The organism is Streptomyces sp. NBC_01508 (assembly GCF_045040315.1).
GTDB lineage: Bacteria > Actinomycetota > Actinomycetes > Streptomycetales > Streptomycetaceae > Streptomyces.
Map to the genome: position 1 here is coordinate 2,839,296 of NZ_CP109419.1, position 25,042 is coordinate 2,864,337.

28 protein-coding genes are annotated in these 25,042 nt (G+C 68.4%); 6 read left to right on the top strand and 22 right to left on the bottom strand.

The window, feature by feature from the left end:
- Positions 1-89 precede the first annotated feature (89 nt).
- Positions 90-443, top strand: a complete 354-nt coding sequence (locus OG700_RS12780; protein ID WP_405612944.1) for a DUF192 domain-containing protein — start codon at positions 90-92, stop codon at positions 441-443.
- 3 nt (positions 444-446) lie between these two features.
- Here the strand turns inward: OG700_RS12780 and OG700_RS12785 are convergent, their stop codons facing one another.
- The 21 genes from OG700_RS12785 to OG700_RS12885 form a co-directional block, all read right to left on the bottom strand.
- Positions 447-1,277, bottom strand: coding sequence for a hypothetical protein (locus tag OG700_RS12785; RefSeq protein WP_405612946.1), 831 nt, complete (start codon positions 1,275-1,277; stop codon positions 447-449).
- Between the two features lie 171 nt (positions 1,278-1,448).
- Positions 1,449-1,889, bottom strand: coding sequence for a hypothetical protein (locus OG700_RS12790; RefSeq protein ID WP_405612948.1), 441 nt, complete (start codon positions 1,887-1,889; stop codon positions 1,449-1,451).
- 8 nt (positions 1,890-1,897) lie between these two features.
- Positions 1,898-2,290: a hypothetical protein gene (locus OG700_RS12795; RefSeq protein ID WP_405612950.1), complete on the bottom strand. Its 393-nt coding sequence runs from the start codon at positions 2,288-2,290 to the stop codon at positions 1,898-1,900.
- Complete coding sequence (locus tag OG700_RS12800) at positions 2,290-3,978, bottom strand: Hint domain-containing protein (protein ID WP_405612952.1); 1,689 nt, start codon at positions 3,976-3,978, stop codon at positions 2,290-2,292. Before OG700_RS12800 ends, OG700_RS12795 begins: the two co-directional genes overlap by 1 nt.
- A gap of 131 nt (positions 3,979-4,109) precedes the next feature.
- Complete coding sequence (locus OG700_RS12805; protein ID WP_405612954.1) at positions 4,110-4,502, bottom strand: hypothetical protein; 393 nt, start codon at positions 4,500-4,502, stop codon at positions 4,110-4,112.
- A complete protein-coding gene (locus OG700_RS12810; RefSeq protein WP_405612956.1) occupies positions 4,502-5,998 on the bottom strand; it encodes a polymorphic toxin-type HINT domain-containing protein in 1,497 nt (498 codons plus the stop codon). The genes OG700_RS12805 and OG700_RS12810 overlap by 1 nt, the downstream gene beginning before the upstream one ends.
- A gap of 258 nt (positions 5,999-6,256) precedes the next feature.
- A complete protein-coding gene (locus OG700_RS12815; protein ID WP_405612958.1) occupies positions 6,257-6,496 on the bottom strand; it encodes a hypothetical protein in 240 nt (79 codons plus the stop codon).
- 279 nt (positions 6,497-6,775) lie between these two features.
- Positions 6,776-7,435, bottom strand: a complete 660-nt coding sequence (locus tag OG700_RS12820) for an OmpA family protein (protein WP_405612960.1) — start codon at positions 7,433-7,435, stop codon at positions 6,776-6,778.
- Between the two features lie 8 nt (positions 7,436-7,443).
- Positions 7,444-8,034, bottom strand: coding sequence for a hypothetical protein (locus OG700_RS12825; protein ID WP_405612962.1), 591 nt, complete (start codon positions 8,032-8,034; stop codon positions 7,444-7,446).
- A gap of 30 nt (positions 8,035-8,064) precedes the next feature.
- Positions 8,065-8,685, bottom strand: coding sequence for a pilus assembly protein TadG-related protein (locus OG700_RS12830; RefSeq protein WP_405612964.1), 621 nt, complete (start codon positions 8,683-8,685; stop codon positions 8,065-8,067).
- A 47-nt stretch (positions 8,686-8,732) separates the two neighbouring features.
- Entirely contained in the window at positions 8,733-8,972 is a 240-nt protein-coding gene (locus OG700_RS12835) for a hypothetical protein (RefSeq protein ID WP_405612966.1), read from the bottom strand.
- 230 nt (positions 8,973-9,202) lie between these two features.
- Positions 9,203-10,309 (bottom strand): response regulator, encoded by a 1,107-nt coding sequence (locus OG700_RS12840; RefSeq protein WP_405612968.1) that lies wholly within the window; start codon positions 10,307-10,309, stop codon positions 9,203-9,205.
- Positions 10,310-10,411: 102 nt separating this feature from the next.
- Complete coding sequence (locus tag OG700_RS12845) at positions 10,412-11,743, bottom strand: sensor histidine kinase (protein WP_405612970.1); 1,332 nt, start codon at positions 11,741-11,743, stop codon at positions 10,412-10,414.
- Positions 11,744-11,829: 86 nt separating this feature from the next.
- Positions 11,830-12,720 carry a DUF5936 domain-containing protein gene (locus tag OG700_RS12850; protein ID WP_405612972.1) on the bottom strand — a complete coding sequence of 297 codons (891 nt, stop codon included), beginning with the start codon at positions 12,718-12,720 and terminating at the stop codon, positions 11,830-11,832.
- A 20-nt stretch (positions 12,721-12,740) separates the two neighbouring features.
- Entirely contained in the window at positions 12,741-13,682 is a 942-nt protein-coding gene (locus tag OG700_RS12855; protein WP_405612974.1) for a type II secretion system F family protein, read from the bottom strand.
- A gap of 73 nt (positions 13,683-13,755) precedes the next feature.
- Positions 13,756-15,096, bottom strand: a complete 1,341-nt coding sequence (locus tag OG700_RS12860; RefSeq protein WP_405612976.1) for a CpaF family protein — start codon at positions 15,094-15,096, stop codon at positions 13,756-13,758.
- A gap of 60 nt (positions 15,097-15,156) precedes the next feature.
- Positions 15,157-15,597, bottom strand: a complete 441-nt coding sequence (locus OG700_RS12865; protein ID WP_405612978.1) for a TadE/TadG family type IV pilus assembly protein — start codon at positions 15,595-15,597, stop codon at positions 15,157-15,159.
- A 2-nt stretch (positions 15,598-15,599) separates the two neighbouring features.
- Positions 15,600-16,043 carry a TadE family protein gene (locus OG700_RS12870; RefSeq protein WP_405612980.1) on the bottom strand — a complete coding sequence of 148 codons (444 nt, stop codon included), beginning with the start codon at positions 16,041-16,043 and terminating at the stop codon, positions 15,600-15,602.
- Between the two features lie 55 nt (positions 16,044-16,098).
- Positions 16,099-17,346 (bottom strand): CpaE family protein, encoded by a 1,248-nt coding sequence (locus tag OG700_RS12875; RefSeq protein WP_405612982.1) that lies wholly within the window; start codon positions 17,344-17,346, stop codon positions 16,099-16,101.
- Positions 17,347-17,353: 7 nt separating this feature from the next.
- The gene (gene cpaB, locus OG700_RS12880; RefSeq protein WP_405612984.1) at positions 17,354-18,067 is read right to left on the bottom strand and encodes a Flp pilus assembly protein CpaB; all 714 of its coding nucleotides are present in this window, start codon (positions 18,065-18,067) and stop codon (positions 17,354-17,356) included.
- Between the two features lie 135 nt (positions 18,068-18,202).
- Positions 18,203-19,081, bottom strand: a complete 879-nt coding sequence (locus OG700_RS12885; RefSeq protein ID WP_405612986.1) for a hypothetical protein — start codon at positions 19,079-19,081, stop codon at positions 18,203-18,205.
- 424 nt (positions 19,082-19,505) lie between these two features.
- On the opposite strand from OG700_RS12885, the gene OG700_RS12890 reads away from it, so the two are divergent.
- The 4 genes from OG700_RS12890 (at position 19,506) to OG700_RS12905 (ending at position 22,652) form a co-directional block, all read left to right on the top strand.
- Complete coding sequence (locus tag OG700_RS12890) at positions 19,506-21,038, top strand: hypothetical protein (RefSeq protein WP_405612988.1); 1,533 nt, start codon at positions 19,506-19,508, stop codon at positions 21,036-21,038.
- A 25-nt stretch (positions 21,039-21,063) separates the two neighbouring features.
- On the top strand, positions 21,064-21,708 hold the full coding sequence (locus tag OG700_RS12895) for a hypothetical protein (protein ID WP_405612990.1): 645 nt from the start codon (positions 21,064-21,066) through the stop codon (positions 21,706-21,708).
- A gap of 49 nt (positions 21,709-21,757) precedes the next feature.
- The gene (locus tag OG700_RS12900; RefSeq protein ID WP_405612992.1) at positions 21,758-22,141 is read left to right on the top strand and encodes a DUF3592 domain-containing protein; all 384 of its coding nucleotides are present in this window, start codon (positions 21,758-21,760) and stop codon (positions 22,139-22,141) included.
- A gap of 64 nt (positions 22,142-22,205) precedes the next feature.
- Entirely contained in the window at positions 22,206-22,652 is a 447-nt protein-coding gene (locus tag OG700_RS12905) for a hypothetical protein (RefSeq protein ID WP_405612994.1), read from the top strand.
- Positions 22,653-22,761: 109 nt separating this feature from the next.
- On the opposite strand, the gene OG700_RS12910 is transcribed toward OG700_RS12905, so the two are convergent.
- Positions 22,762-22,950 (bottom strand): hypothetical protein, encoded by a 189-nt coding sequence (locus tag OG700_RS12910; protein ID WP_405612996.1) that lies wholly within the window; start codon positions 22,948-22,950, stop codon positions 22,762-22,764.
- 177 nt (positions 22,951-23,127) lie between these two features.
- Between OG700_RS12910 and OG700_RS12915 the strand changes: the two genes are divergently transcribed.
- The gene (locus OG700_RS12915) at positions 23,128-24,882 is read left to right on the top strand and encodes a chitinase (protein ID WP_405612998.1); all 1,755 of its coding nucleotides are present in this window, start codon (positions 23,128-23,130) and stop codon (positions 24,880-24,882) included.
- Positions 24,883-25,042 lie beyond the last annotated feature (160 nt).

Here is a 25,042-nt window from a genome sequence, read left to right on the forward strand (position 1 = left end):
GGCCCTGGGACCCATATCCGGCCGCCCCAGGGCCCACATCCGGCCTTCGCGGCCGGAAGCCGTGGGGCGTGGTCGTAGGGTCTACCGCCATGGGGAAATGGCAGAACGGCAAGGGCAGGCTGACGGTCGAGGGCCGGGACGAGCCGGTGGAGTTGGAGATCGCGGCCTCGTACGGCACACGGCGGCGCGGCCTGCTCGGGCGGACCGGGCTCGACGGGGCGCTGCTGATCACGCCGTGCGGCAGCGTTCACACGTTCCGGATGGGCTTCACGATCGATGTGGCTTATCTGGACAAGGAGTTGAGGGTCGTCCATGTCCACACGCTGAAGCCCGGCCGGATGCCGCTGCCCCGGCTCCGGGCGCGGCACGTGCTGGAGTCGGAGGCGGGGGCGATGGAGCGGTGGGGTGTGCGTCCCGGCGTACGGCTGAGTGTGCACACGTAGCGGCTACTTGAGCTTGGCCGCCTGGGTCGCGAGCAGGATGGACGGTATCTCCGGGGTCTTCGCGCCCTCGAAGTTCGCGGTGTAGAAGGTCGCGACGGTGCCGCCCACGCGTACGACATGGAACACCAGCGGCACCGGATCGCCCTCGAAGTCACCCGTCACCTGGTACGCGAGGGTGTCGTCGCCCGTCTTGGGGGCGTCGAGCCGTTCGACGGCGGAGTACGTCGACGGGCTGCCCGCGCCACTTCCCTTGAAGCCGCCCTCGCAGGCCTTGACCGCGTCGTTCAGCCGGCTGAGCAGGGTGGTGGCACCCTGCGTCCCGTGGGTGGTGAGGAATTCGGAGATGGCGGGGCGGCCGGTCTTCGCGCCGACGAGCTGACGGTAGACGGCCGCCGAAGCCGCGGGCTCGGGCCTGCCGTTGATCATCGCGGTGAGCGGCGCGCAAGCGGGCTTGTCGGCGCTCTCGCCCTGCGCGGGCGGCGCGTCCATGGGGGCGACCGTGAACGTCGACACGTCGCCGGTGGCGAGCACCGCCGTGTCCAGCTCGGCCTTGGTCAACTCCTTGCCGCCACCGGCGCCGACGCCCTTCACCTTCGGGTCGACGGACTTCGGCTGCTCCTCCAGGGCCGGCGGCTCCGAGACCTGGCCGGGGTCCTTGGGGTCCTTCGGTTCGGCCGTGGTGTTGGCCGCGGTGTCCGGCTTCTTCGGCTTGTCGGCGTCGTCGCCGCCACCACCGCCCCCGCCGCCGCAGGCAGTGGTGAGCCCCAGCACGAGCGCGGCGAGCGCGGCGACCGTGCCGGTCCGCCGTGACGTACCTGCGGTGCGCGTCCTCATTGGAATCCCCGTTCGCTCTCTACTGGCCGGTACTGCACGCTAACAGCGCCTCGCGCCACGTCACATGGGTCCATGGACCCAACCCCTCGCACGGGCGTGGTGTCGTCCCGGGCAGCGAGCGGAAGACGGCCTCGGCTGCCGCGCGTCGGATCTGCGATCAGGGCCGGCACGTCACTCCCCCGGCTCCCTCGACCCGGCCGACGCGTCCGACCGGGCCGACGTGTCCGACGTGTCCGACGCGTCCGGCTCCGCGGGCGTCGCCGCGCCGACGCCGCGGCGCAGGCCGAGGGCCACGCCCGCCGCGTTCTCCCGGAAGAAGCCGACCCGCTCCATGAAGGCGCGCTCCGACGGGACCATGGCCAGCAGCGTCGTCAACAGCGCGTGTGCCGCGCGCAGTTGGGGTTCCGTCGCGGACAGGGACAGGGAGTGATTCGGGTCGTGCTCGACGGCGAACAGCGCCACCAGGCCCGCGCCCCCCTCGCCCAGGACGAACCGCCGCTCCTGCGGGTCGGGAACGAGCACGTCGAACGCCTCAGTGGCGCGGCGCAGCAGTTCAAGCTGAGAAGGCGCGAGGCGAGCTTCCAGGCCGCCGCCGGTACGGCTGACCGGCACCCGATTCCTCATACCGGCAGCCCCGAGCTGAGCAGCCCCGAGCGCAGGACAAGCGCCATCCGCAGGACGCTCTCGCGGAAGTCCCCGACCCGCTCGACGAACTCTTCCTCGGCCCAGTCGACGGTCGGCAGCGAGGTGAGGATCCCGTACACCGCGTGAAGCTGCGCGAACGTCAGCTCCACCGGTCCCGGCACCACATCGCCGTAACGCGCGTCCAGTTGGAGCGGCTCCGCGAGTATGACGTCCTCGGAGCCGGTGACGATTGCCCGGACGACGGCGGACTCCTCCTCGTACGAGAAGACGATGACCGCCCGGCGCAACAGATGGAACTGACGGTCGTCCACCATCAGGACGTACTGTCCGTTCTCCCGGCCGCGCCGGATCTCGACCTCGTTGATCATCAGTTGCGCTTCGCTCCCTCGGTGTAGAGCTCGTCGAATTTTTCTTGGGTCATTTTGTAGCCGTGGATCATCGTGCCGTTCTTGATGATCACAACGCCCCTCTTTTCATCGTAGAGAGCGTCCCCCTGAGAATTGGGGTTGTCGGGGTCCGGCGGCCGGGAGTCGTGATGGGTGAATTCCTTCTTCCGGAACTGCGCGAAGTACTCGGCCATCTTCGTCGGATCGCCGTTCGTGCCCGGAATGATGTGGTCATCGGCGTTCTTGAGCCGCTTCGCGGTCTTCTCGGGGGTCTCGCCCTCCACCGGCCGGTCCTTGGACTTGATGCGCTGGACGTTGTAGTCCACGCCATCCGCGACCTCGATGCCGTAGCGGTCGTCGATTTCCCCGTGCTTCTTCTGCGTGATGCCGTACTTCGGATCCGGGTCGTAATCCGGGTTGTCGCACGGGTCATTGTTGTGGACGAGGGCTTCCCGGGCGCCGACACCCACGTAATACGTGTGGATGCCCTCGACGGACAGGTCGTACGTCGTCTGCTGACGCGTGTAGCGGTCGACATCCAGGACCTGGAGCGCCCCACCGGCAGACGTACGGAACGTCGCGCCCGGCCGGATGTCCCCGGCGTCCACCCAGAGCCGCTGGTCGCTCAGCCAGAACGGGTGGGTGTCGGTGGCCGTAAGGGCCGCGGTGCCCGAGCCGGAGCGGACCGTCAGCCGGGTGAAGTCCTTGTCGTCGTGGGTGGTGATGGTACGGACGACGCGACGGGCGGTGGTCAGGCCGCTGGACGGCTCGGTGACGGTGACCCATTGGCCGGTCCGTACGGTCTCGATCGGGATGCGGCTGCCGTCGGCGAGCAGCACCGGAGTACCCGGCAGGAAGCTGTGGTTGACGGGGCAGTTCTCGGGTTTGTCGCCCGGCTTCTCGTCGGGTTTCTTCGGTTTCTCGGCGTCGAGTTTCCGCTTCGCTTCGTCAAGTCTGTCCTGGGCCTCGCCGACGCGTTTGCGGTTGCTGATCAGGTCCTTGAGACCGTCGTAGAGGTCACCGCCGTGCTTCTTGAGCTTCTTGACCAGCTCGACGGCCTTCTTCCACTTCCATGGAGCGCCGTACTTCTTCGCCAGCTTGCCCACGGCCCCGCCGACAACGCTGAGCAGCACGTTGATCAGCGTCTCGGTGCAGGCGCCCATGTCGCCCTTGGTGATGCAGTCCAGGGCGTCCGTGATGCCGAGTTCATCGGCAAGGATCTTGGCGAGCTCCTTCGCCGCTTCCTTCGCCTTGTCGCCGTTGCTCTTCTCGGCCGCCTGGGCGTCCTGAAGCTCCTTCAGCGCGGCCTCGTAGTCCAACTCGGCCTGGGTCTTCTCACCGCTGTCGTTGCCGGTGTCGGAAGCGGGATCCTCCGCCGCGGGATCCTCCGCCGCAGGGTCGTCCACGGCGGGGTCGTCCACGGCGGGCTGACCGGGCGGGACTTGCTCGCCGCCCTGATCGTCCTGGTCACCTTCCGCGACGGTGTCGCTGCCACCACCGCAGTCGCCACCACCGGTGATCTTGCAGACCTGCGTACTGATCCCGTCAGCGAGCGCCGGCCCCACGCCCGTACCCACCAAAGCGCCCACGATCGCCGCCACGACGACGACCAGACCCACGTACTCGATGGCCCCCTGGCCCCGCTGCGACCGGCGTAACGCACCCAGCAATCGCACCCCCGTGCGCGGCAGAGCCGCCCTGCGCAACTTGTGCCGCAAACGATGCACGACCCACTCCCCCAGTACGTCAGCCTCTGCTCATACAGGACTACGGGAGTGGGCCGCGCGGTTCCGCGGGAACGTCACGCGTCGCTCGGGGTGCGCCCGTAGTACGGCCTGACGGTCCGTCCGAGCTTCCGCTGGATCGACCGCAGCGTCTGGATCGTCGTCTCGTCACTGAGTCCGGTGGTGGTCGACCATTCGTAGCCCGTGCCCGCCAGGTCGCTGATGAAGACGATCTCGACGGCCAGCAGGATCCGCGCCCAGTCGACCGGGGCGAGGGGCACGTCGTCCGCCAGTGCGCGGCGCAGCCGGGGACACTGGCCGAACAGGTCACGCGCGCTCTCGAAGCCCATGCCGACGGCGAGTTGATCGCCGCACCGGGCGGGACCGCCCCACTCCAGGAGCGCCCGCCGCAGCAGCGCCGTCTCGTCCTCGGCGAGCAGCGCGCTCGCCGCCACTTCGTCTCCCGCCATCAGTTCAGCTCCGCCCAGTAGTCGTCCAGTGATGCCGGGTCCCGGCGGAAGATCGTTCCGCCGTCCGGGTGCATCGGATCATGAATCACGATGGTCGTGCCGTCCTTGCCGAGATACGCCTTCCGACCGCTGCCCAGGGGCTTGGTCCGCGACGGATTCGTCATGACGTCGGTGGCGAGGTCGCCCAGCTCCTTCGGCGATACGCCGGGGAAGTCCGTCGCGTGCTTGTCGCCCGCGTGCCCGTTGGCGATGTCGCCGGCGTCTTCGAGTCGCTCCTCATCGGTGCACCAGTCGTTGTTGTGCACCAGGACCGGTGTGTCGCCTGTGACGACATAGTACGTGGCGATGCCGTTGATGGTGAGGTCGTGCGTGGTCTGCCGCTTGGTGTAGCGGTCGACGTCGGTGACGCGCACAGACGTGCCGGCGGGGGTACGGAGGCCGTCCCCGGCCTTGATGTCACCCGCGTCCGCCCAGCGCTGACGGTCCGCCAGCCAGAACGGATGCGTGTCGGTCGCCGTCAGCACCTCGGCACCCGAGTCCGTGAGGACCGTCAGGCGCGTGAAGTCCTTGTCGTCGTGGGTGGTGATCGTCCGCTCGATCGCGCGGGCCTCACTCCGGCCGCTCTTCGGGTCGGTCGCGACGACCCGCATCCCGGCACTGAGCTTGTCGATCGCCATCCGGCTGCCGTCGGCCAGCAGCACCGGCGTACCCGGCAGGAAGCTGTGTTTGACGGCGCAGGTCTCCGGTTTGTCGTCCGGTTTGTCGTCGGGCTTCTCGTCGGGCTTCTTCGGCTTCTCGGCGTCGAGTTTCCGCTTCGCGTCGTCAAGTCTGTCCTGGGCTTGATCGACGCGCTTGCGGTTCTTGATCAGGCCCTTGAGACCGTCGTACAGGTCACCGCCGTGCTTCTTGAGCTTCTTGACCAGCTCGACGGCCTTCTTCCACTTCCATGGAGCGCCGTACTTCGCGGCCAACTTGCCCACGGCCCCGCCCACGACACTCGTCAGCACGTTGATCAGCGTCTCGGTGCAGGCGCCCATGTCGCCCTTGGTGATGCAGTCCAGGGCGTCCGTGATGCCGAGTTCATCGGCAAGGATCTTGGCGAGCTCCTTCGCCGCTTCCTTCGCCTTGTCGCTGTCACTCTTCTCGGCCGCCTGGGCGTCCTGAAGCTCCTTCAGCGCGGCCTCGTAGTCCAGCTCCGCCTGCGACTTCTCACCACTGTCGTTGCCGGTGTCGGAAGCGGGATCCTCCGCCGCGGGCTCACCGGGCGGGACTTCCTCACCGCCCTGATCGTCCTGATCGCCTTCAGCGACGCTGTCGCTGCCACCACCGCAGTCGCCACCACCGGTGATCTTGCAGACCTGCGTACTGATCCCGTCAGCGAGCGCCGGCCCCACGCCCGTACCCACCAAAGCGCCCACGATCGCCGCGACCACGACGATCAGGCCGACATATTCGATGGCCCCCTGGCCCCGCTGTGACCTGCGCAGAGCGCCCATCAACCGGACGTCGGTACGCGGCAGAACCCGCCGCACCCGACGACGGATCTGACGAACCCGACGTACTACCCCCGATGGCAACATACCCGCGACGCTACGACGCCGAATCGGGCCGGGTCATGGGCCCCAGGGCCCAACAGAGGGCTCAAAGCAGGGTGCCTCGCGTCCCCGGGAACGCGAGAGGGCAGGTCCGCCACCACCCTGGCCGGGGATGGATGCGGCCTGCCCTGTACTCACTCACTCAACGAGTCGGTCGGATCATCCCTCGCCGCTGAGGATCTCGGTGACCGTGTCCGACAGACCGGTGCCGATGTCCTCCGCGACACCCGAGCCCACGATCGCGGCGATGATCAGCGCCACCAGGACAATGACACCCACGTACTCGACCGCGCCCTGACCCTTGTCGCCGCGACGCTTCATCGCGGTGACAGCGGTGTTCGCCCACGTACCGACGTAGAGCCTGGCGTTGGTGGCGGCCTTCAGCGTGACGTTCGACATGAGAATCCCCTTCGGTGCCGGCCGGCCGGACACCGGCCGACTCGTACGAATCCTTGGTGCCGCCCACGCTTCCGGCTTCCTCCCGGCCGGACTCGCTGGCGACATGAGAAACATACGACGCCCCAACACCCCACGACATGGGCCCCAAGACCCAACCCCGGGCCCAAACAACGGACTGGGCCCCACCCCGGGACGGTGCCTGTGTGCCGACGCGACACAGCGCTGCCCCGGTCGTCCGAGCGGTGGACGGCCGGGGCAGCGCTGCGTCGTGCGAGGCGATCAGTTCTGGGAGCTGTCGGCCTCACCGCGCGGGAAGGAGACCTCCACGCGACGGTTCTTCTTGCGGCCCTCTTCATCGCTGTTGTCCGCGATCGGGAACTGCTCGCCGTAGCCCCGGATCTCGTACGTGATGCCGGCGGCGGCCAGCTCCTTCTCCAGGACTCCGTGCACGGCTTCGGCGCGCTGCTTGGAGAGCACGTCGCCATGGGCGGCCGAGCCCAGGTTGTCCGTGAAGCCGAAGACGCGGACCTTCTTGGCGCCCTGCTTCTCGATCTCCGCGGCGACGGCGGCGATCCGCGAGTTCGCCGCGCCGGAGAGCTTGGCGCTGTCCTTGCCGAAGAGAACCTCGGCCTGGAGCGCGAACTTCACACTCTCGCTGGTGTCTTCGCGGCGCTCTTCGCCACCCTCGGACTCGACGACCGAAATGATGGGCAACACCTTCGCCGGAGCCAGAGTCGCGCCGTCACGGAGCTTGAGACCGGGGCTATTGGCATCGACCTCGGGCGGCGGAAGAGTCGACTCGGTGCCCGGTGGGGTACTGGGCGTCTCGTCAGCCGAAGCACTGGAAGCCATGGTCAACTGCACACTGGTGAACAGAACAGCCGCGGCGACGGCTGTCGCTGCCGGTCGTACGCGAGACCTGCCCGTGCGCGGCGTCATGGCCCGCATCAGGAGATCTCAATCGTCGCGGTGGGCATCGTGGGCATCTGGAGGTCGACCTGTGTCGTCCCGTCCGTCGGGGCGGGGAATTGGGCGAAGAACGTCTCGCTGGCACCGCTCTCTACGCGGCTGATACCGGTACTCGTCAGCGGATGGCCATCGGTGTCCCGCAGCACGTAGTAGCGCTTCTTCTCCGCCTTGTCGATCAAGGTGAAGCCCGCCAGCGAACGGCCTGTCCGCTGGACCTTGCTTTCCTTGCCGTTCCACTCGATGGGAACGCCCTGATTCTTGTCCGCGGTGTTCTTGATCGTGCCCGTGACGGTGAGGAATCCACCTTCGTCACGCGCGGCGGTGTGGATGACGACCTGGAATCCATCGCTGCCGTTGACGGTCGCCAGCGTCTGGCTGGTGTCCGGCACCGTGTTCCCGCCGTCGTCCTGCGACTTGTCGGCGGCCGGCGCGGAGGACGAGGACTTGCCCGCTTCGTCGCTCCCGCCGTCGTCTCCGCCGCCGCACGCCGTCAGGGACACGGTCAGCGCCACGGCCGCGAGGGCGCTTCCCGCAGCCCTCCGGGCCTTCGTTCCATGCCGCATATTCATCAGTGATTGTTCCTTTGCGTTCACTCGCGGTCAGTCCTCGGCCAGTCGGACGGAGAACAGGACAGACATGTCAGGCAGCACGAAATCCACCGGGTCGATACTCAGACCCGGTTTGCCATCGCAGAAGAGTTTGCCCAGGGAAACGGGCTCCTCCTCATCCTCGCCGGGCTCACCAGGTTCTTCGGGCTCCTCTTCGGGCACGCCGTCTTCTTCCGCCGGCTCGAAGGTGCATCGAGGCACGACGACCGCCGTGGCGTGCGCCTCGGCCTTCTTGTCCTCGGTGCCCGGCAGGACGCTGTCCCCCATCGGCTCCTTGGTGACGACGTCGACCCTGAAGGCCCACCTGCCGTCACCCGTCACTGTGCAGCCGCCCGAGAGCTTGCTGGTGTCCAGGTTCGCCTCGTTCTTGTCGGCGAACCGACCGGCTGCCGCACAGCCGTTGAAGGTCCCGAGGGGACGGCCGTTGAAGATGTCGTCCAGGTAGCCGGGCTCGAAGAGGTTGCCAAGGAGGTTTTCTCGGAACTGGTCCCGGGATTCCTGGGCCGCCGCGAGTGCTGCCGCGTCCGCCGCGGACTGGGCGCCGTTACGTGTGGCGCCCGCCTGACCGACCGCGAAGAACGCGAGCGCGAGAAAGAGCAGGCCGGCCACCATCGCTGTATAGATGGGAGCGGCCTGCCCTGACTCGCAACGAGTGCGGATCACCCCTCGCCGCTGAGGATCTCGGTGACCGTGTCCGACAGACCGGTGCCGATGTCCTCCGCGACACCCGAGCCCACGATCGCGGCGATGATCAGCGCCACCAGGACGATGACGCCCACGTACTCGACCGCGCCCTGACCCCTGTCGCTGCGACGCTTCATCGCCGTGACCGCTGTGTTCGCCCACGTACCGACGTAGAGCTTCACGTTGGTGGCGGCCTTCAGCGTGACGTTCGACATGAGAATCCCCTTCGGTGCCGGCCGGCCGAATATCGGCCGACTCGTACGAATCCTTGGTGCCGCCCACGCTTCCGGCTTCCTCCCGGCCGGACTCGCTGGCGACATGAGAAACATACGACGCCCCAACACCCCACGACATAGGTCCCAAGGCCCAACTCCGGGCCCAATCAACGGATTGGGCCCGAATCCCCCTGCGACGACCGGCACGGCCCGCACGGCCCTCAGCACGCTCAGCCACGACCGGCCGACCCCCCTCGTGCCCCGTGCCAGAAGGCGATTGCCTCGCCCCGGCTTCCCGCGTTCAGTTTGGCGAAGATGCGGTTGATGTGGTTCTTGACGGTCTTCTGGCTGATGAAGCAGGCGGAGGCGATCTGCTGATTGGTCATTCCTGACGCGATCAGGTCCATGATCTCCACCTCCCGCTGGCTCAGCTCCGAGTAAAGGCCCTCCGGTGACCCGGTCGGCCCGGCTGCGCCGGGCATCCCCGGCATCGCCTGTCCTTGAGGAGAATGTGCCACATTCGCTTGCGAAAGCGAAGGCCCTGGAGCAAATTGTTGCCGGTTCAACTCTCGATCTCCGGGTGTTACTTGACGGTTTGTCGGAGAAACGTACGGCGGATGCCCATGACCGGCGTGTGCGTTCGCAGATGAATGACCCGGCTGCGCGGGCTGGTAGCCGGGGCCGGTGAACGCCGTGCCGAGTCCCTCGGGAAGCGCTCCGGCGCCCGGGTCCGCGCCACCGCCGCCGCGCACACTCGCCAGCAGCGCGCTGGACGCGGAGTGTGTGAAGTGTGCCCGGCCCTGCTTGATGTCCCTTACGGCGGCGACCAGTTGGTCGGCCGTGAACTCGCCGTGGACGAGATAGCCGCCCGCGCCCAGCCGCAGCGCCTCATGGACGATCTCGCTCTCCCGGCTGTACGTCATCATGAGCACCGGTGCGAGCCGCACCAGGTGCGGCAGGGCGGAGATCCCGTCGACACCCGGCATCCGGACGTCCAACAGGACGACGTCCGGACGGTGTTGAACGGTCTGTTCGTATGCCTGGCGGCCGTCGGCCGCCTCCGCGGCGACCTCGATGTCGTCGCGGCCCGACAGCAGGACGGTCAGACCCGCCCGTACGACCGGATTGTCGTCGGCGATCACGACACGCAGCGCGGGCGCCGTGGGCATCGACGCCGGAAGGGCGGGGAACCCTCCGGATGCCGCCGGCGGTGCTGACGAGGGGACTCCTGCGGTGTGCTCCGAGCTGAGCGGTGTGGCGTGCGAGGACGAGTGCTGCGATACGTGCGACTGCTGCGTCCAGTGCTGCCCGGAACTCCGTGAGACGTCGTCCGGCATGGCTGCGGCCTCCTCTCCATGGTGGGAACGGTGGGTTGGTACGGGTGGTGCGGGTGGTGCGAGGTGCGAGGTGCGAGGTGCGAGGTGCGAGGTGCGAGCGGATCAGTTGAGCAGTGGTGCGGGTTGCTGCGGCTGTCCGTTCCGGGGCAGGCCCAGAGCGTTGAGCGGGAGTTCCAGCCGTACTTCCGTGCCCTTCGCCGCCCGGCCTCTGCCGATGCGGATCCGGGCCCCGATGGACGCCGCGCGTTCCACCATGCCGACGAGGCCGAAGTGGCCCGCCCGCCTGAGGTCTTCGAGCGAGGTGCCCTCGGGCAGGCCCTGCCCGTCGTCGTACACGCTGATGCGCAGCACGTCGCGTACCACGCCCGCCGATACGTCGACGTACGTCGGGTGCGCGTGCCGCTTGGCGTTCTCCATGGCCTCGGTGGCGATGGTCAGCGCGTGTCTGGCCACGGCGTGCGGGATGGGCGGCATCACCGTCGCGCCGAGCCGGCGGAAGGACGCCGGAACACCGTGGCGCCGGGTGAAGTCCTCGGCTCGCGCCCGGAGTTCGGCGACGACGTCGACGCCGCCGTCCAGGCCGGACTCCCGGCGCAGGTCGGAGAGGAGTTCGCGGGACTCGGCGGCTGCGCGGCGGGCCGAGCGGGCGACGAGTTCCGCCTGGTGCTTGACCGTGAGCGGGTCCATGCGGTCGGCGGTGCTGGCGAGCCCGTCGGCGGCCATGGCCAGACCGTGCAGGGTCTTGGCCACCGAGTCGTGCATCTCGCGGGCGAGCCGGGCCCGTTCCTCCTCGACCGCGCCGGTGACGGCGAGCCGGGCGCGGGCCTCGGTGAGCGCCTGGCTGGCGGTGCCGAAGCCGAGCATCAGATTGCGCAGCGTGCTGCCGATCGCCCCCGCGATGACGCACAGGCCGGGCAGCAGAAGCGCGTTGAAGGCCACCTCCACCTCGGCGTTGACGGCGTAGGCGCCGGCCACGATCAGGGACTGGAGCACCGCGAAGAGGGTGGCGCCGCGCCAGCCGTAGACCAGTCCGGCGAGCAGCGGCGTACAGATGGTGACGTACGCGAGGGTGGAGTCCGGTGAGGCGGTGACCAGCAGCAGCGCGCCGAACAGCATGTCTATGGCGAGCAGCGAGGGGTGGCGCAGCAGGATCGGCCCGAACCGTTCCCAGTCCCGGAGCAGGACGTACGACACCATGAAGGTCACGAGCACGGAGGAGCCGACGAGCCAGGTGGCGAGTCCCGCCGCGGTGCGGTCGAGGGCGAACGGCGCGGCCAGGACGATCATCGCCATCCGGAAGCCGAACGTCTGACGGCACAGCGCCTGGAGGGCGTTGACCTGGATCGGCAGCGACGGGATGTGGTTCGGCGTGGTCGCCGAACTCGGGATCTCGCTGCGGATTCCACCGGTCAGAGTCGTGGTCCGTGGGGCCATGGAGGTCACCTCCCGCTCGGGTGTGTGTCGGTGTCTCGGTGTCTCGGTCTCTCGGTGTGGGTCCGGTGTCCGGCGCACGCGCCGCCTCAGCCTCCGGAGAGGATCTCCGCGAAGTCCACGCCGGAACCGTAGTAGAAGCTGAGGACGATCAGGATCATGGTGGCCGGAAGCATCACCATGGTCACGACGAGCGTGGTCTTCGGGACGGCCTGTGCCGCGCTCCGCCGGGCGTTCTGGGCGTCCGTGCGGCGCATGTCGTTGGCGATCTGGATCAGGGTGTCGACGATGGGCGCGCCCAGCTCCTCGCCCTGCTGGAGCGCGGTGACGAACATCGACACCTGGTCGGAGGCGTTGCGCTTGCGCAGTTGGTCGAACGCCTCGCGGCGGCCCACGCCCATGTCCATCTGGCGCAGGGTGATGCGCAGTTCGTCCGACCACGGACCCTTGTACTTCTCCGCGACCCGCTCCAGGGCCTGGCGGAATCCGAGGCCCGCCGAGACCACGACCGCCAGGACGTCGAGGAAGTCCGGCAGGGTGCGCTCGATGTCCGCGCGGCGGCGGCGGATGGCGCTGCGGATGATGACGTCGGTCCAGACCATGCCGTAGGCGAAGGCGACGACCGCGATGACCGTCTGGCCGCGTACGACCAGGGAGAGCGCGGCCATCGTGCCGAGTGCGCCGTAGACGGCCCGGCGGGCGGCGTACCGGTCCACCGTCATACCGCCGGGGTTGCCCGCCATGTCGAGTCGGCGGCGCAGCGCGTCGACGCGCTTGGGGCCCATCATCCGCAGTACGGACGGGGCGTAGCGCATGCCCATACGGTCGATGCCGGAGCCCACCGCGGTGGTGCGGCTGGCGCCGATCTCCAGGGCCACGGCCAGGTCGCCGGGGAGCTTGGCGTCGGCGCGGTAGAGCCGGATGCCGTGGAAGACGCCGTAGACGGCGAGCCCCATGAGGGCCGAGAGCAGTAGTTCCATGACGTGTGTGCCCTCCTTTCTCAGACCTGGATGCGGGACATGCGGCGGATGAAGAAGAAGCCGACGGCGTAGAGGCCGAAGGCGAGGACGGTGCCGAACTGCCCGAGAGCCGAACCGGTCATCTTGTCGAGGGCACCGGGGGTCGTGGCGTTGATCATCAGCAGGAAGCCGAGGCCGAGCATCGGCACGGCGAGCGCGGTGACCTGGATCTGGGAGAGCATCGTCTTGACCTCTCGCCGGGTCTCCTTGCGCTCCTCCAGCGTCTCGGTGAGGTTGCGCAGCGAGCTGACGACCTGGCCGCCGGCGCGGCTGGAGAGGATCAACGTGGTGACGAGGACGACGAGTTCACGGGAGGGCAGCCGTTCGGCGAGTTCGCCGAGCGCGTCGTCCAGGGAGTGGCCCACGGCCAGTTGGTCGGCGACCTTGCGCAGTTCCTCGCCGGCCGGGTTGTCGAGTTCTTCGGCCGCCATGACCAGGGCCGTACGCATCGCGAGGCCCGCCTGGGTGGCGTTGGCCAGCACGCGCGTCAGCTCGGGCAGCTGGTTGATGAAGGCCTCGGTCCGTTTGACCCGCTGCCAGTTCAGGAACGCGTTGCCGCCCCATACGCCGACGAGCGCCGCCAGCACACCGAAGAACGGCGCGAAGACGGCACCGACGACGAAGTAGAGGGCGAGCAGACCCGCGACCACGTAGACGGCGTATTCGCCCGCCGTCAGATCGAGGCCGGTCACAGCGATCTTGCGCTCGACGCGCTTGCCGATGCCGGTCCTGCGCAGCCGCCGGTCGATGCCGGTGAACCGCTGTCGCCGGCCGCCGATCGCCGCCATCTGGCCCGTCTGGGACATCCGGTCGACGAGCACCTGCCGTTGGGCCTTGCCCGCCGAGTAGACGTGCACGCCGATGACGCCGAGCACACACGTGAGCAGTGTGATGCCTATCGTCAGGAGCGGAAGATTATCCATGTCGTGCGGGGACCTTCTGGGTGAGCGGCGGGCAGGGACGGTGGCGGGGCGCCGGTGGCCGGCGATCCCGCGGTCAGGCGGCCGACTTACGGAGCGCGAGCTGCTCCTCGGACTCGGCGACGCCGAAGGCGGGCGGAATGGGTTCGCTGCGCATGTAGAGGCGCTCCGCGATGCGGCGGGGCAGCGGGTAGTACTCGAAGTGGCCATGGATCCGGCCGTCGGCGGCCATGGGCTGGGCGAGGTAGCGGCAGACCGAGACGATCCGGTACTCCTCACGGCCGTGCGAGTCGACGATCGCGATCTCGGTGATGCGGCGGGATCCGTCGGAGTGCCTGGTCAGCTGCACGATGACGTCGACGGCGCTGTTGATCTGGTCCTTGATCGCCACGAAGGGGATCTCGACCTCCGACATGGAGGCCAGGGTCTGGAGTCGCATCAGCGCGTCCTCGGCGCTGTTGGCGTGGACGGTCGCGAGCGAGCCGTCGTGGCCGGTGGACATCGCCTGGAGCATGTCGAGCGTCTCACCGCCACGGACCTCACCGACGATGATGCGGTCGGGGCGCATACGCAGGGAGTTGCGGACGAGGTCACGGATGGTGACCTGGCCCTTGCCCTCCACGTTGGCGGGGCGGGTCTCCAGCGTGATCACGTGCTGCTGCTGGAGCTGGAGTTCGGCGGAGTCCTCGATGGTGACGATGCGCTCGCCGTCCGGGATGAGGCCGGACAGGGCGTTGAGGAGGGTCGTCTTGCCGGTACCGGTGGCCCCGGAGACGATCACGTTGAACTTCGCGCGCACCAGCCCGGACAGCAGGATCATCATCTGGTCGTCCAGCGAGCCGAGGGCGATCATCTCCTGGAGGGTGAAGGCGCGGGGGAAGCGGCGGATCGTGAGGATGGGGCCGCTCAGGGAGAGCGGCGGGATGATGACGTTGACGCGCTCGCCGGACGGCAGTCGCGCGTCCACCATCGGATTCGCCTCGTCCACGCGGCGGTTGACGGTGGAGACGATGCGCTCGATGGTCTGCATGAGCTGTTCGTTGGAGGTGAACCGCATCGGCAGCATCTCCAGCCGGCCGCTGCGCTCCACGAAGACCTGCTCGTGGCCGTTCACCATGATCTCGCTGATGGAGGCGTCTTCGAGCAGGGGTTCCAGGATGCCGAGGCCGAGGGCTTCGTCGACGACGCGGCGGATGAGCTGGGAGCGCTCGCCGGAGGAGAGCACGGGGCCCTCGCGGCTGATGATGTGACCGAGGACCCGTTCGAGCCTCGCCCGGCGCTCGGCCGCGGCCAGGGCGGACATCTCCGCGAGGTCGATCTCCTCAAGGAGTTTGCCCCGGTACACGCCGACGAGCAGGCTCTCCTCGCTCAGCCCGTTCGTCGGCTCGGGGCTGTTGATGCGCGCCCTCAGGCTCATGTCCTCAACTCCCTGGTCGTGCTGGTGTGGTGCTCGGGTGGTGCGGGTGCGCTGCCTCGGTCAGTCGCGGGGCATCGTGGCGCTCCTCTTGGCTTCGGGGAAGTCGAAGAGCGGCACGATCGACGGGACGGGGACCTCGGCGGTGACCGTGATCTCGTCGCCGAAGTACTTCGCCGGCCCGATGTCCGCGTTCTCGCCCAGCCAGTCGCTCATGGAGGATCTGCCGACCTCGGCGTAACCGGGGTCTTGCTGAGAGGCGGCGCGGGCGGCGGCGCGGGACGCCGTGCCGGCCTGCTGGACGGCGTACGCGGCGATGCCGAGCTGTATGGCGGCGAGGCCGACGAGGAGCAGCAGGGTGATGAGGCCGGCGAACTCGATGGCCGCCTGGCCCTTGTCCTCGGCCGTGGTCCTGACCGTGGCCCTGGTCCTGGTCCTGACCGTGGCCCCGGTCCCGGTCCTGGTCGTCAACTGGGCCTCGGTGCGCGGGAATCGCTTCGGCATCGTCAGCTCTCCCTTACGGCGGCCGACCGGCCCGGGACGGTGGTGAACCCCAGATTGAGCGAACCGGGGAAGAGGAACGGGATTTCGAGGTCGACCTCCGCCTTCACGAGATCGCCGTCCGTCCGGCAGACGATGGTGGAGTCCCAGGCGTCCGGCAGGTCCTTCTCGCCGGCCTCCCGGCACGCCTGGGTACGCGTCACCGAGTCGGCCACGGTCCCGGCCCGTACGGCTTCGTCGGCCGCGTTGCCCGCGAGGGAGAAGGTGTAGCCGACCAGTGCGGCCTGCCACAGCAGCACGGCGGTGGCCAGGATGATCGGCACCATCCCGGTGAACTCGATGGCGGCCTGTCCGCGGTCACCGAGTGCGCCGCGAGCCCCGCCCACGTTCCGCGCCCCGTGGCCACCGAGTACCCCGCGCCTGTCTCTCCGTATCTGTGGATTGCTCATGGTTCAACGTGCCCCCTCAGCCTCGTCATCCCTCTGGTCCCCGCAGCCGTCCCGGTCACTTGGATCGTCCGCGTCGCACTCCGACCGAGCCCCGGTCTCCCTTGAACTTCCCCTGTTTCTCCGCGCCTTCGGGAGTCTTCACCAGTCCCAGCTCACCCGCGAGCCCCCAAAGCGCCTGCTTCACCGTCGACTTGGCCTCAAGGTCCTGCATCCGGCCCGCGTCGACCGCCGCGTGCAGCTCCTTGAAGTTCGCCGGGATGACCACCCGCGACACCTTGGTGCTGGTGATCTTCTCGATGAGCGGCGGCTGGATCTCGGTGTTCCGCATGTAGCGGTTCACCACGATCGTCGTCTCCTCCGCCTTGCGGATCTGGAGCCGGTCCCAGAGCTTGACCATCCGTTTGGCCGCCCGGACCGCCACCACGTCCGGCGTGGTCAGCAGCAGGGTGGTGTCGGCCATCTCGATGGCCGCCGCGTTCGCGCTCGTCGTCTGCGTGCCGCAGTCGATGATCACGACCTCGTAGCGGTTACGGAGCGCGCTGACGATCTGGCGTACGGAACGGTCGTTGATCTCCTCCCCCCGCTCCCCCTCCCCCGGCGCGAGCAGCAGCCCGATGCCGGTGTGGTGGGTGAAGACCGCGTCCTGGAGCACGCGGGGCGAGATGTCCTGGATGGTGGCGAGGTCCACGATCGAGCGGCGGAACTGCACGTCCAGGTAGGAGGCGACGTCGCCGGCCTGGAGGTCCATGTCGGCGAGCGCCACCGTCCTGCCCGACGCCTTGGCGGCGAGGGCGAGTTGGACGGCGGCCACCGTCGTACCGACGCCGCCCTTCGCCCCGCTGACCGTGACGACGGTGCCACCGGGACCGGTGAACACGTCCCCGCCGTGGCCGAGATGGCGCCGTACGCCCACGGACCAGGCGGCGGCCGCCTGGACGCGCTGGGCGAGTTCCTCGTACGACAGGGGCAGTCCGACCAGTCCACGCGCGCCCGAGTCCATCGCGGCCGAGTAGAGGCCGGGGCTCGCGTCGGCGGTGACCAGAATGACCCCGACCGCCGGGAAGCGCAGAGCCACCTCCCGGATCAGCTCAAGAGCTGGGACGGGACCGATCCGCTCATGTACCAGAACCACTTCCGGCAGTTCGTCGATCGACTCCGCGGCCAGCCTGGCCAGGGTGTCGATCAGCGAGGTGGAATCACCGACCGGCCCGGCCGGCTCCGCGTCGGGGAGCTGGCTGAGCAGGGTGGTGACTGATCGGGCGGCGTCGGCATCACCGACGACCGGAAGGATTCTGGTCGTCATTCGTCCCTCACTTGTCCCCTTCGAGGGTGTAGGTGCTCTCCCCGGGGCGCAGCGTGGTGGGGCTGTCGTCGGGAAGCAGGGCGAGGCGTACGTGCTGTGCGAAGGACTCGGCGTAGGCGACGCGCTGGGCGTCCTTGGTCTTGAGGGCGAAGGTGATCGGGACGGCCGACTTGGGGCCGGTGTTGCTGCCCCGGTCGTCCTCCTTGGGCTCCAGCGGCGTCAGTGAACCGACGTCGATGACCTTGGCGTTGGGCACGATGATCCGGGACTCCGCCTTGCCGCCCTCGTTCTCGGCGGCGAAGGTGGCGAAGATGTTGACCAGGTCACCCGCGTTGATCTTGCCCGCGACGCCGGTCGCGGCGTCGATCATGATCGCGATCTCCTGCTCGTCGTTGGCGAGCGCGGGCCGCTTGACGATCATGTCGTCCTGGAGCAGCGACCCCTTCTTGAGCTGGGTGACCGCGATCTTTCCGTTGACGAGCGCGAGGTCGGTGACCGCGTTGTCCGACAGCCAGCGCTTGGGCATCTCTATCTTCTCGAACTGCCCCTCCTCCAGCGCCGTGTAGGGAGCGACATCCGCCTTCAGCCGGTACGCGGGCACCTCCGGTCCGACCTTCGAATTCACGTCGCTGATCACCGAGAGCACGCCGGCGAAGGCGCCGAAGGCGCAGAGGACGGAGAGGAGCAGAAGAATGATGCCGCGGCGTTGCCGTGAATTCATGAGCGGGACAACCTCGTTCGGAGACGTGGGACGGGGACTGACGGGGCGGACACGGTGACGAGGAGGAGGTGGGGGCGGGTGGCCGTGCGGTTCCGGCCACCACCTCCGGCCCGTACGGACCGCCTGGCGGGCGGGTTAGGACCCGTGGCGTGTTGGTGTTCCTTGATTCAGGACACCTGAACCGTTGGTTTGGTTCTCTGCCGGGGAGAGCGGAGCCGAGCAGAAACCGCAACGATCACCGATGAGTTCGAGACCGCACCAGGAACAGACCTCTCGCCGTACGGATGAGACCAGCTGGTAGAGAACGGAGATGTCCGGCAGGAACGCCGCGAATTCAATCATCTTGGACGTACCCCACCAGCGGGGGGAATCCGCGAGGAGCGCCATCTCCTGGACACCCTGGACGCGCCAGGCCGGCGCGAGTGTCGCGGTCACCCAGTCCGTCTGCAATTGTCCCTTTCCCACCAGGAGTTGGGTGCCGAACTCGGGGCCGGTCAGCTCGCCGGAACCGATCTTGATCAGCTGGGGATCGGGGTTGGCCAGGACGCCGAACTGGGAGCCCGGCACCCAGGACTTGGCGTGCGACTTGAGGCTGACCGGGACACGGTCGAGCTTGGTGACCGAGTTGAGGACGGCACCCGCGTGGATGTAGTGCGAGAGCAGCCGGGCGGCCGAAGCGACGACCCCCGCGCTGAAGTCGCATATCGACAACTGCCGCAGCTGCCGCACGAGTACGGCGAGACCGAGCGGCGGAAGATCCAGCTTCAGCAGGGCGATGCGGTCGCTCTCCAGTACGGAACGGACGGTGTGCAGCCGCCGCTCGTGCGCCACCGGGATGGAGGCGGGATACACCGCGACGACATAACCGTGCTGCTCCACCAGCACCTGCATGTCCGCGAGCGCAGCCTCCAGGGGCTGGGCATCGGGGGCCTGCAACAGAGCCGCGGTGGGCGTCTGCTGGTCGGTGGGCGGCAGCACCAGGTCATGACTGGTGACAGCTATGGCGGTTGACACCTGAATCCCCGTTCGGCTCGGCCGCCGGAGTTCCGGCGGCCGCGGTTCTCGTCCTGCTGGGTACCGCTGCTCGGTGTTCGGCGGCCCCGGTTCGGGCCGCCCTGCGTGTAGTCCTCCGACTTCAACTGCGACTACTGGTCAGCACTTTATCCACGACTTAGGGCACAGAGAACACCTCACCGATGTCAGTGATACGGCCCGTACATCGTAGGCACCACCAAAATCGGGCGAAGCAGTCAGGCGTTAACCCATGTTTCATTTGAACTCGAAACTAGCCGACGCCAACAGCACCCACCAGACAACTGGTCCTCTTTGGGTCCGGGTTGGGTCCACGGACCCACGCCACCGGGTCCGGACCCTCCGTACGCTCCGAATCCGATTCCGCATACGAAAGAGCTGTGCGGTCACCGAGGGGGACGGTCGGATGAGACGGGAACCGGTACGCGGAGGTCCACGGGGCGACCGCGGCACCTCGGCCACCGAGTACGTGGGCATGGTGGTGGTCGTGGCCGCCGTCGCGGGAGCACTGGTGGGTACCGGTGTGGACGGGACGATCGCCGAACAGCTGAAGTGCCTGGTGACGTTCGGACCGTGCAGCCCCGGCAACGGCAAGGAGAACCAGGCCGCCCCCAAGACCGATGCCGACTACGAGCCGCCGCTCTGCCAGATCTCCTCGATCAGCGACAAGGCAGGCGCCAAGGGCAAGTTGCTGTTCATCGAGTGGGGCGAGGAGTACGGCTTCCAGCAGCAGACCTTCCAGTCCAAGAGCGACGTGAACAAGGACGGCAAGGTCGACGACAAGGACCAGCAGGTGATGATGACCTTCACCGACGCCGCGTCCGTCGCCGCGAAGAAGGACTGGAAGCCGGGCGCGAAGGTCGGCAAGTTCGGCTCGGACAGCGTCGAGCTGGGGGCCGGGATCAAGGTGACCAACGGGGACACCTGGGTCTTCGACAGCGAGGAGGACGCGGCCAAGTTCCGCGAGGACATCGAGGATCTGAAGACGTACGAGCTGACCAACCGGCACGCCAACTCGCGCGGCGGCGGGCTCGGCAACAGCATCGCGTACTTCTTCGACAGCGGTCCGATGTACGAGGAGGAGCAGCTCCGCAAGCGCATCGACAAGAAGCTCGGCGACCGGCACATCAGCTACGGCAAGGTCGGTCTGGAGGCCAGTGCCGCCGGTGGTATGAAGCTGTCGGCGGGTGACGAGAAGAAGCTCGGCGCGACGCTCGGCGGCAGTTTCAAGTTCTCGCCCGAGGTGACCTGGACCGACAACAACTACCGGAACCTCAAGGCGTACACGTACAGCGCCGCCATCGAGTACTCGGGCAAGGCCGGCTACGAGGCCGGGCCCATCAGCGGCGATTCGAGCGCGACCACCACGCAGACCGGCACCATCACGGTCAGCCACGACAAGACGACCGGTGAGCTGCTGCGTATCGACATGACGCGCACCGTCGAGAAGGGCGCCACGAAGGACGGCGTCACGGTCGGCGGCGACAACGGCAAGACGGACAAGGACAAGCGCGGCGGCAGCGGCGGCGTGAGCGGCACCGACAACGAGACGGGTATCGAGGTCGTCACCAACTCCGTCGTCCTCAAGCCGGGCGCCGAGGGTGCGAAGCAGCGCGCGATCGCGCAGGCGTGGCTCGACGGCACCGGCGACAACACGGCGCCGTTCGCGTACATGTTTGACGACCACGCACCGACGAAGCGACCCGGCGCGGACGACCCGTTCGGCCGGCTCCTCTTCGACGAGGGCCTGTCCAGCAAGAACACCTACACCGGCCAGACCGATGCCGCGGAGTACGGGTTCGAGCTGAACCTGGGTCTGAGTTTCGGCTTCTCGGTCTCCACCGAGAAGAAGGAGGAGAACCTCAACGACGCGCAGTTCCTGGGTGCGCCGCAGGGGAACAACCGCAGTTATGTCCCGTACAGCTACTGTGCGAACTGATCCCGGGGACAGGAGCACACACGCCATGAGCGGCAACAACGGCAAGACGAGAGACAGGACGGCCGGCCCCGGCGGACGGGCGGCCTTCGCGACCGCGTCCGCCGCGCTCGCGACGCTCCTGCTCGCGGCGGGGTGCGGCACGCAGGCCAGGAGCGGCACGGTGCCGGAGGGCTGGGGCACGCTCAAGACCCCGGCCGTCACGGTGGCGCGTCCGCCGGCGTTCGAGCCGCAGAGCGCCGCAGAGCGCAGCAAGTACAACGCGGCGGCGGCGACGCTTTCCGACAACAGCGGGACCATCGGCATGATCACCGTGCAGCTCGACTTCACGGACGCCGACTCGGTGGAGGAGGCGGCGATCGGCGCCGAGGCGGGGGTCGCGCTCGGCTCGACGCTCGGGAAGCAGGAGGAGATCAAGGTCTCCGGCCCGGACGGCGAGGAAGAGGCCCGGCGGATCGACTTCGAATTCACCCAGAAGGATTCGGCGGCCGACTCCGGTGCGGGGACTCCGGGCGGGGTGCTCGATCCGAAGGCCGGCACGCGGGTCGCCGGCGTGATCATCGCGGGCCTGGACGCCGGCGACAAGACGTACGCCGTACGTGTCGACGCGGTCAAAGGCAGACTCAGCAAAGGCGACCTGAAGAAAATCATCGACTCGATCACGGTCAATTAGGCGGTCCACCATGGACGTTCCGGGCGGCGATTACCTTTTCCTCGGCGGCATGATTCTGCTTTTCGGCTGGCTGGCAACGCACTACGCGCGTCGCCTTTCGGGCGTGAATCGGGCGCTGCGAAAGGGAATTCGGGCAGAAGGCACTTGTGTGCGGATCGAGCAGGAGCCCTACAACCGCTCCGACGCGCAGCGGCACTTCTTCGCCTTCCGTACGCCGGACGGCCGGCAGCTGGAGTTCGAGGATCTGGCGAGCCGGTCGATACGGGTCGGCGACCCGGTCACGGTGGCGTACGACCCGGCCGCCCCGGAACGCACCGCGACGGTCGCGGGCCGCGGCCACTGGTCGCCGGTGCTCCAGTACGGGGTGCTGGTCGCGGGCTGCGGGCTGGCGGCGGCGGGCTTCACGGCGGTTCTTCTTTTCACGGTGGTCTGAGAGGGCGGGATTCAGGTTCCCGCCCCCGGACCGACAGCACGAGCACTCACGGAGGCGGTTGGCGATGACGAGGTACGGCTACTACCCAGGGGCATCCGCCCCGCGGGACGAGGGTCGCGGGGCGGCGGTGTTCGCGCTCGCACGCGCCTGGGCGGCCGGCATCGTCGTCCTGCTCCTGACGGAGTACCTCCAGACCACGCTGGTCAACGACCACCTGGTCACCTCGGAGAACCTGGAGACCTTCAACGGCAGACTGATGCTGATCCACCTCCCCAACGCGCTCTGCATAGCCCTGGCCACCTGGGCGGCGGGCCGGTGCCACCGCGAGCCGTTCCGCGACACGAAGGTCCAGCACGTGCTGGCGGTCTGCGCGGTCGGGGTGGCCGCGCAGGCGCTGAACATGGTGATGCAGTGGCAGGACCTGGCGGCCGAGGGCATCTTGATGTCGAACGCGGTGCTGGTGGTGGGGGTCGTGGCGGGGTACGCGGCGGAACGGCTCCAGGACGACTAGCCGGTTGGCCGGGGTGGTTGGCCGGGTCCGTCCGGGTGGCCGGTTCGTCCTCGATCGCCGGACGGGCCGCGTGTGCGGCCCGTCCGGCGATTGAGGGCAGCACACTCAACTACCGCCTGAGCGCCCGGTAGTGCTTGAGGAGCGCGGTGATCCGCCCGGGGTCCGCCGCGCCGTTCAGCTCGTCGAGGAGGCGGTCGGGGCAGAGCTCGTACAGCTCCCCCCACCACCGCCGCCCCCGGTTGTCCCACACCCGGTACCCGCCCGGCACTCCTCTGGCCACATACCGCCGCCTGCTCACCCCGGCGCCTCACCCTCCGCCCGCTTCCGACCGTCACTGAGCGAATCCTCCCGCTGCCGGAATCTCCTGTCAGAGGTATTGACAACTCGAATGGTCTGGACCATTTTTACCGCCAAGCGCGGTGGCCACCGTTCCTGACCCGTACCTCCAACCCGACACCCCCAGCGGAGGCATCAAGTGGAACGCGTACCCGACGGCAGACGCAGACCCAGATCCCGATCCGGAGCGCGGCACCCTCTCGGGGGACGGGCGCGGAGCTGGCTGAGTGGGGTGGTGGCCGTCGTGGCCGCCGGGGCCCTGAGTGTGGGCGCGCTGGGCGGCGTCGCCCAGGCCGCCGACATCAATGTCGCCAAGAACGCCGGCTTCGAGTCCGGGCTCACCAACTGGTCCTGCTCCGGCGGGACCGGGGCCGCCGTCGGGTCTCCCGTACGGAGCGGTACCGGCGCGCTGAAGGGCACGCCCGCCGGGCAGGACAACGCCAGGTGCTCGCAGTCCGTGGCCGTGCAGCCCAACTCGACCTACACGCTGAGCGCGTGGGTGCAGGGCGGGTACGCGTACCTGGGGGCCAGCGGCACCGGGACCACCGACGTGTCGACCTGGACACCGGGTGAGACCGGCTGGAAGCAGCTCACCACGACCTTCAGGACCGGCGCGTCGACGCGTGCGGTGACCGTGTACACGCACGGCTGGTACGGGCAGAGCGCGTACGTCGTGGACGACGTGTCCGTCTTCGGACCGGACGGCGGCGGGGGCGGCGACCCCGACCCGCAGGCGCCCGGCACTCCCGCCGGGCTCGCGGCCGGGGCCGTGACCGCCTCCTCGGTGGCGCTGAGCTGGAACGCGGTGACCGGCGCGACCGGTTACAACATCTACCGGGACGGTACGAAGGTCCAGACGGCGACCGGGACTTCGGCGACCGTGACCGGGCTGGCGGCCGCCACCTCGTACCAGTTCCAGGTCTCGGCGACCAACGCGGTCGGCGAGTCCGCGAAGTCCACGGCCGTCAGCGGCCGGACCTCACCGGGCGGCGGCGACCCGGGCGGCCCCGGCGTCCCCAAGCACGCGCTGACCGGGTACTGGCAGAACTTCAACAACGGCGCCACCGTCCAGAAACTCCGGGACGTACAGGCGCAGTTCGACATCATCGCCGTGGCATTCGCCGACTCGACGACCACGCCCGGCCAGATCGTCTTCAACCTCGCCCCGGCCCTCGGCTACTCGTCGGTCGCCGAGTTCAAGTCCGACATCGCCGCGAAGAAGGCCGCCGGCAAATCCGTGATCATCTCGGTGGGCGGCGAGTTGGGCAACGTCACGATCAACAGTGACGCCACGGCGACGGCGTTCGCCGACAGCACCTACGCCCTGATGCGGGAGTACGGCTTCAACGGCGTCGACATCGACCTCGAACACGGCATCAACTCCACCTATATGACCAAGGCGTTGCGGCAGCTCTCGGCCAAGGCCGGCCCCGGGCTCGTCCTGACCATGGCGCCGCAGACCATCGACATGCAGTCGACCGGCACGGAGTACTTCAAGACGGCGCTGGCCGTGAAGGACATCCTGACCGTCGTCAACACGCAGTACTACAACAGCGGTTCGATGCTGGGCTGCAACGGACAGGTCTACTCACAGGGCTCCGTCGACTTCCTCACCGCCCTCGCCTGCATCCAGCTCGAAGGCGGCCTCGACCCCTCCCAGGTCGGCCTCGGAGTCCCGGCCTCCACCCGTGGCGCGGGCAGCGGATACGTCTCCCCGACCATCGTCAACAACGCGCTGGACTGCCTGACGCGCGGCACCAGCTGCGGCAACTTCAAACCGGCCAAGACCTACCCGGGCCTGCGCGGCGCGATGACCTGGTCCACCAACTGGGACGCCACGGCCGGCAACGCCTGGTCGAACACGGTCGGCCCGCACGTCCACGCCCTGCCGTAGGCATGGCGTAACGAACCCCACGATCCCCCACACAGAGACCAGCAGCGCCGCCGCTCCCCCGGCGGCGCTGCTGCGGGATCCGGGCCGGAGACGGCCCATCACGTCCGGACCCTTGACAAGGCCAATGGTCTGGACCAGTTTGTACATCCAAACGGTGGCC

Bases quoted from the DNA above. Each gene is read 5' to 3' on its own strand.
- cpaB (WP_405612984.1), bottom strand. From the start codon at position 18,067: ATGAATTCACGGCAACGCCGCGGCATCATTCTTCTGCTCCTCTCCGTC.
- OG700_RS12900 (WP_405612992.1), top strand. From the start codon at position 21,758: ATGATTCTGCTTTTCGGCTGGCTGGCAACGCACTACGCGCGTCGCCTT.
- OG700_RS12905 (WP_405612994.1), top strand. From the start codon at position 22,206: ATGACGAGGTACGGCTACTACCCAGGGGCATCCGCCCCGCGGGACGAG.
- OG700_RS12855 (WP_405612974.1), bottom strand. From the start codon at position 13,682: ATGGATAATCTTCCGCTCCTGACGATAGGCATCACACTGCTCACGTGT.
- OG700_RS12785 (WP_405612946.1), bottom strand. From the start codon at position 1,277: ATGAGGACGCGCACCGCAGGTACGTCACGGCGGACCGGCACGGTCGCC.
- OG700_RS12810 (WP_405612956.1), bottom strand. From the start codon at position 5,998: ATGGGCGCTCTGCGCAGGTCACAGCGGGGCCAGGGGGCCATCGAATAT.
- OG700_RS12820 (WP_405612960.1), bottom strand. From the start codon at position 7,435: ATGACGCCGCGCACGGGCAGGTCTCGCGTACGACCGGCAGCGACAGCC.
- OG700_RS12845 (WP_405612970.1), bottom strand. From the start codon at position 11,743: ATGGCCCCACGGACCACGACTCTGACCGGTGGAATCCGCAGCGAGATC.
- OG700_RS12895 (WP_405612990.1), top strand. From the start codon at position 21,064: ATGAGCGGCAACAACGGCAAGACGAGAGACAGGACGGCCGGCCCCGGC.
- OG700_RS12860 (WP_405612976.1), bottom strand. From the start codon at position 15,096: ATGAGCCTGAGGGCGCGCATCAACAGCCCCGAGCCGACGAACGGGCTG.
- OG700_RS12875 (WP_405612982.1), bottom strand. From the start codon at position 17,346: ATGACGACCAGAATCCTTCCGGTCGTCGGTGATGCCGACGCCGCCCGA.
- OG700_RS12795 (WP_405612950.1), bottom strand. From the start codon at position 2,290: ATGATCAACGAGGTCGAGATCCGGCGCGGCCGGGAGAACGGACAGTAC.
- OG700_RS12865 (WP_405612978.1), bottom strand. From the start codon at position 15,597: ATGCCGAAGCGATTCCCGCGCACCGAGGCCCAGTTGACGACCAGGACC.
- OG700_RS12815 (WP_405612958.1), bottom strand. From the start codon at position 6,496: ATGTCGAACGTCACGCTGAAGGCCGCCACCAACGCCAGGCTCTACGTC.
- OG700_RS12840 (WP_405612968.1), bottom strand. From the start codon at position 10,309: ATGCCGGACGACGTCTCACGGAGTTCCGGGCAGCACTGGACGCAGCAG.
- OG700_RS12850 (WP_405612972.1), bottom strand. From the start codon at position 12,720: ATGGAACTACTGCTCTCGGCCCTCATGGGGCTCGCCGTCTACGGCGTC.
- OG700_RS12835 (WP_405612966.1), bottom strand. From the start codon at position 8,972: ATGTCGAACGTCACGCTGAAGGCCGCCACCAACGTGAAGCTCTACGTC.
- OG700_RS12825 (WP_405612962.1), bottom strand. From the start codon at position 8,034: ATGAATATGCGGCATGGAACGAAGGCCCGGAGGGCTGCGGGAAGCGCC.
- OG700_RS12890 (WP_405612988.1), top strand. From the start codon at position 19,506: ATGAGACGGGAACCGGTACGCGGAGGTCCACGGGGCGACCGCGGCACC.
- OG700_RS12780 (WP_405612944.1), top strand. From the start codon at position 90: ATGGGGAAATGGCAGAACGGCAAGGGCAGGCTGACGGTCGAGGGCCGG.
- OG700_RS12805 (WP_405612954.1), bottom strand. From the start codon at position 4,502: ATGGCGGGAGACGAAGTGGCGGCGAGCGCGCTGCTCGCCGAGGACGAG.
- OG700_RS12870 (WP_405612980.1), bottom strand. From the start codon at position 16,043: ATGAGCAATCCACAGATACGGAGAGACAGGCGCGGGGTACTCGGTGGC.
- OG700_RS12830 (WP_405612964.1), bottom strand. From the start codon at position 8,685: ATGGTGGCCGGCCTGCTCTTTCTCGCGCTCGCGTTCTTCGCGGTCGGT.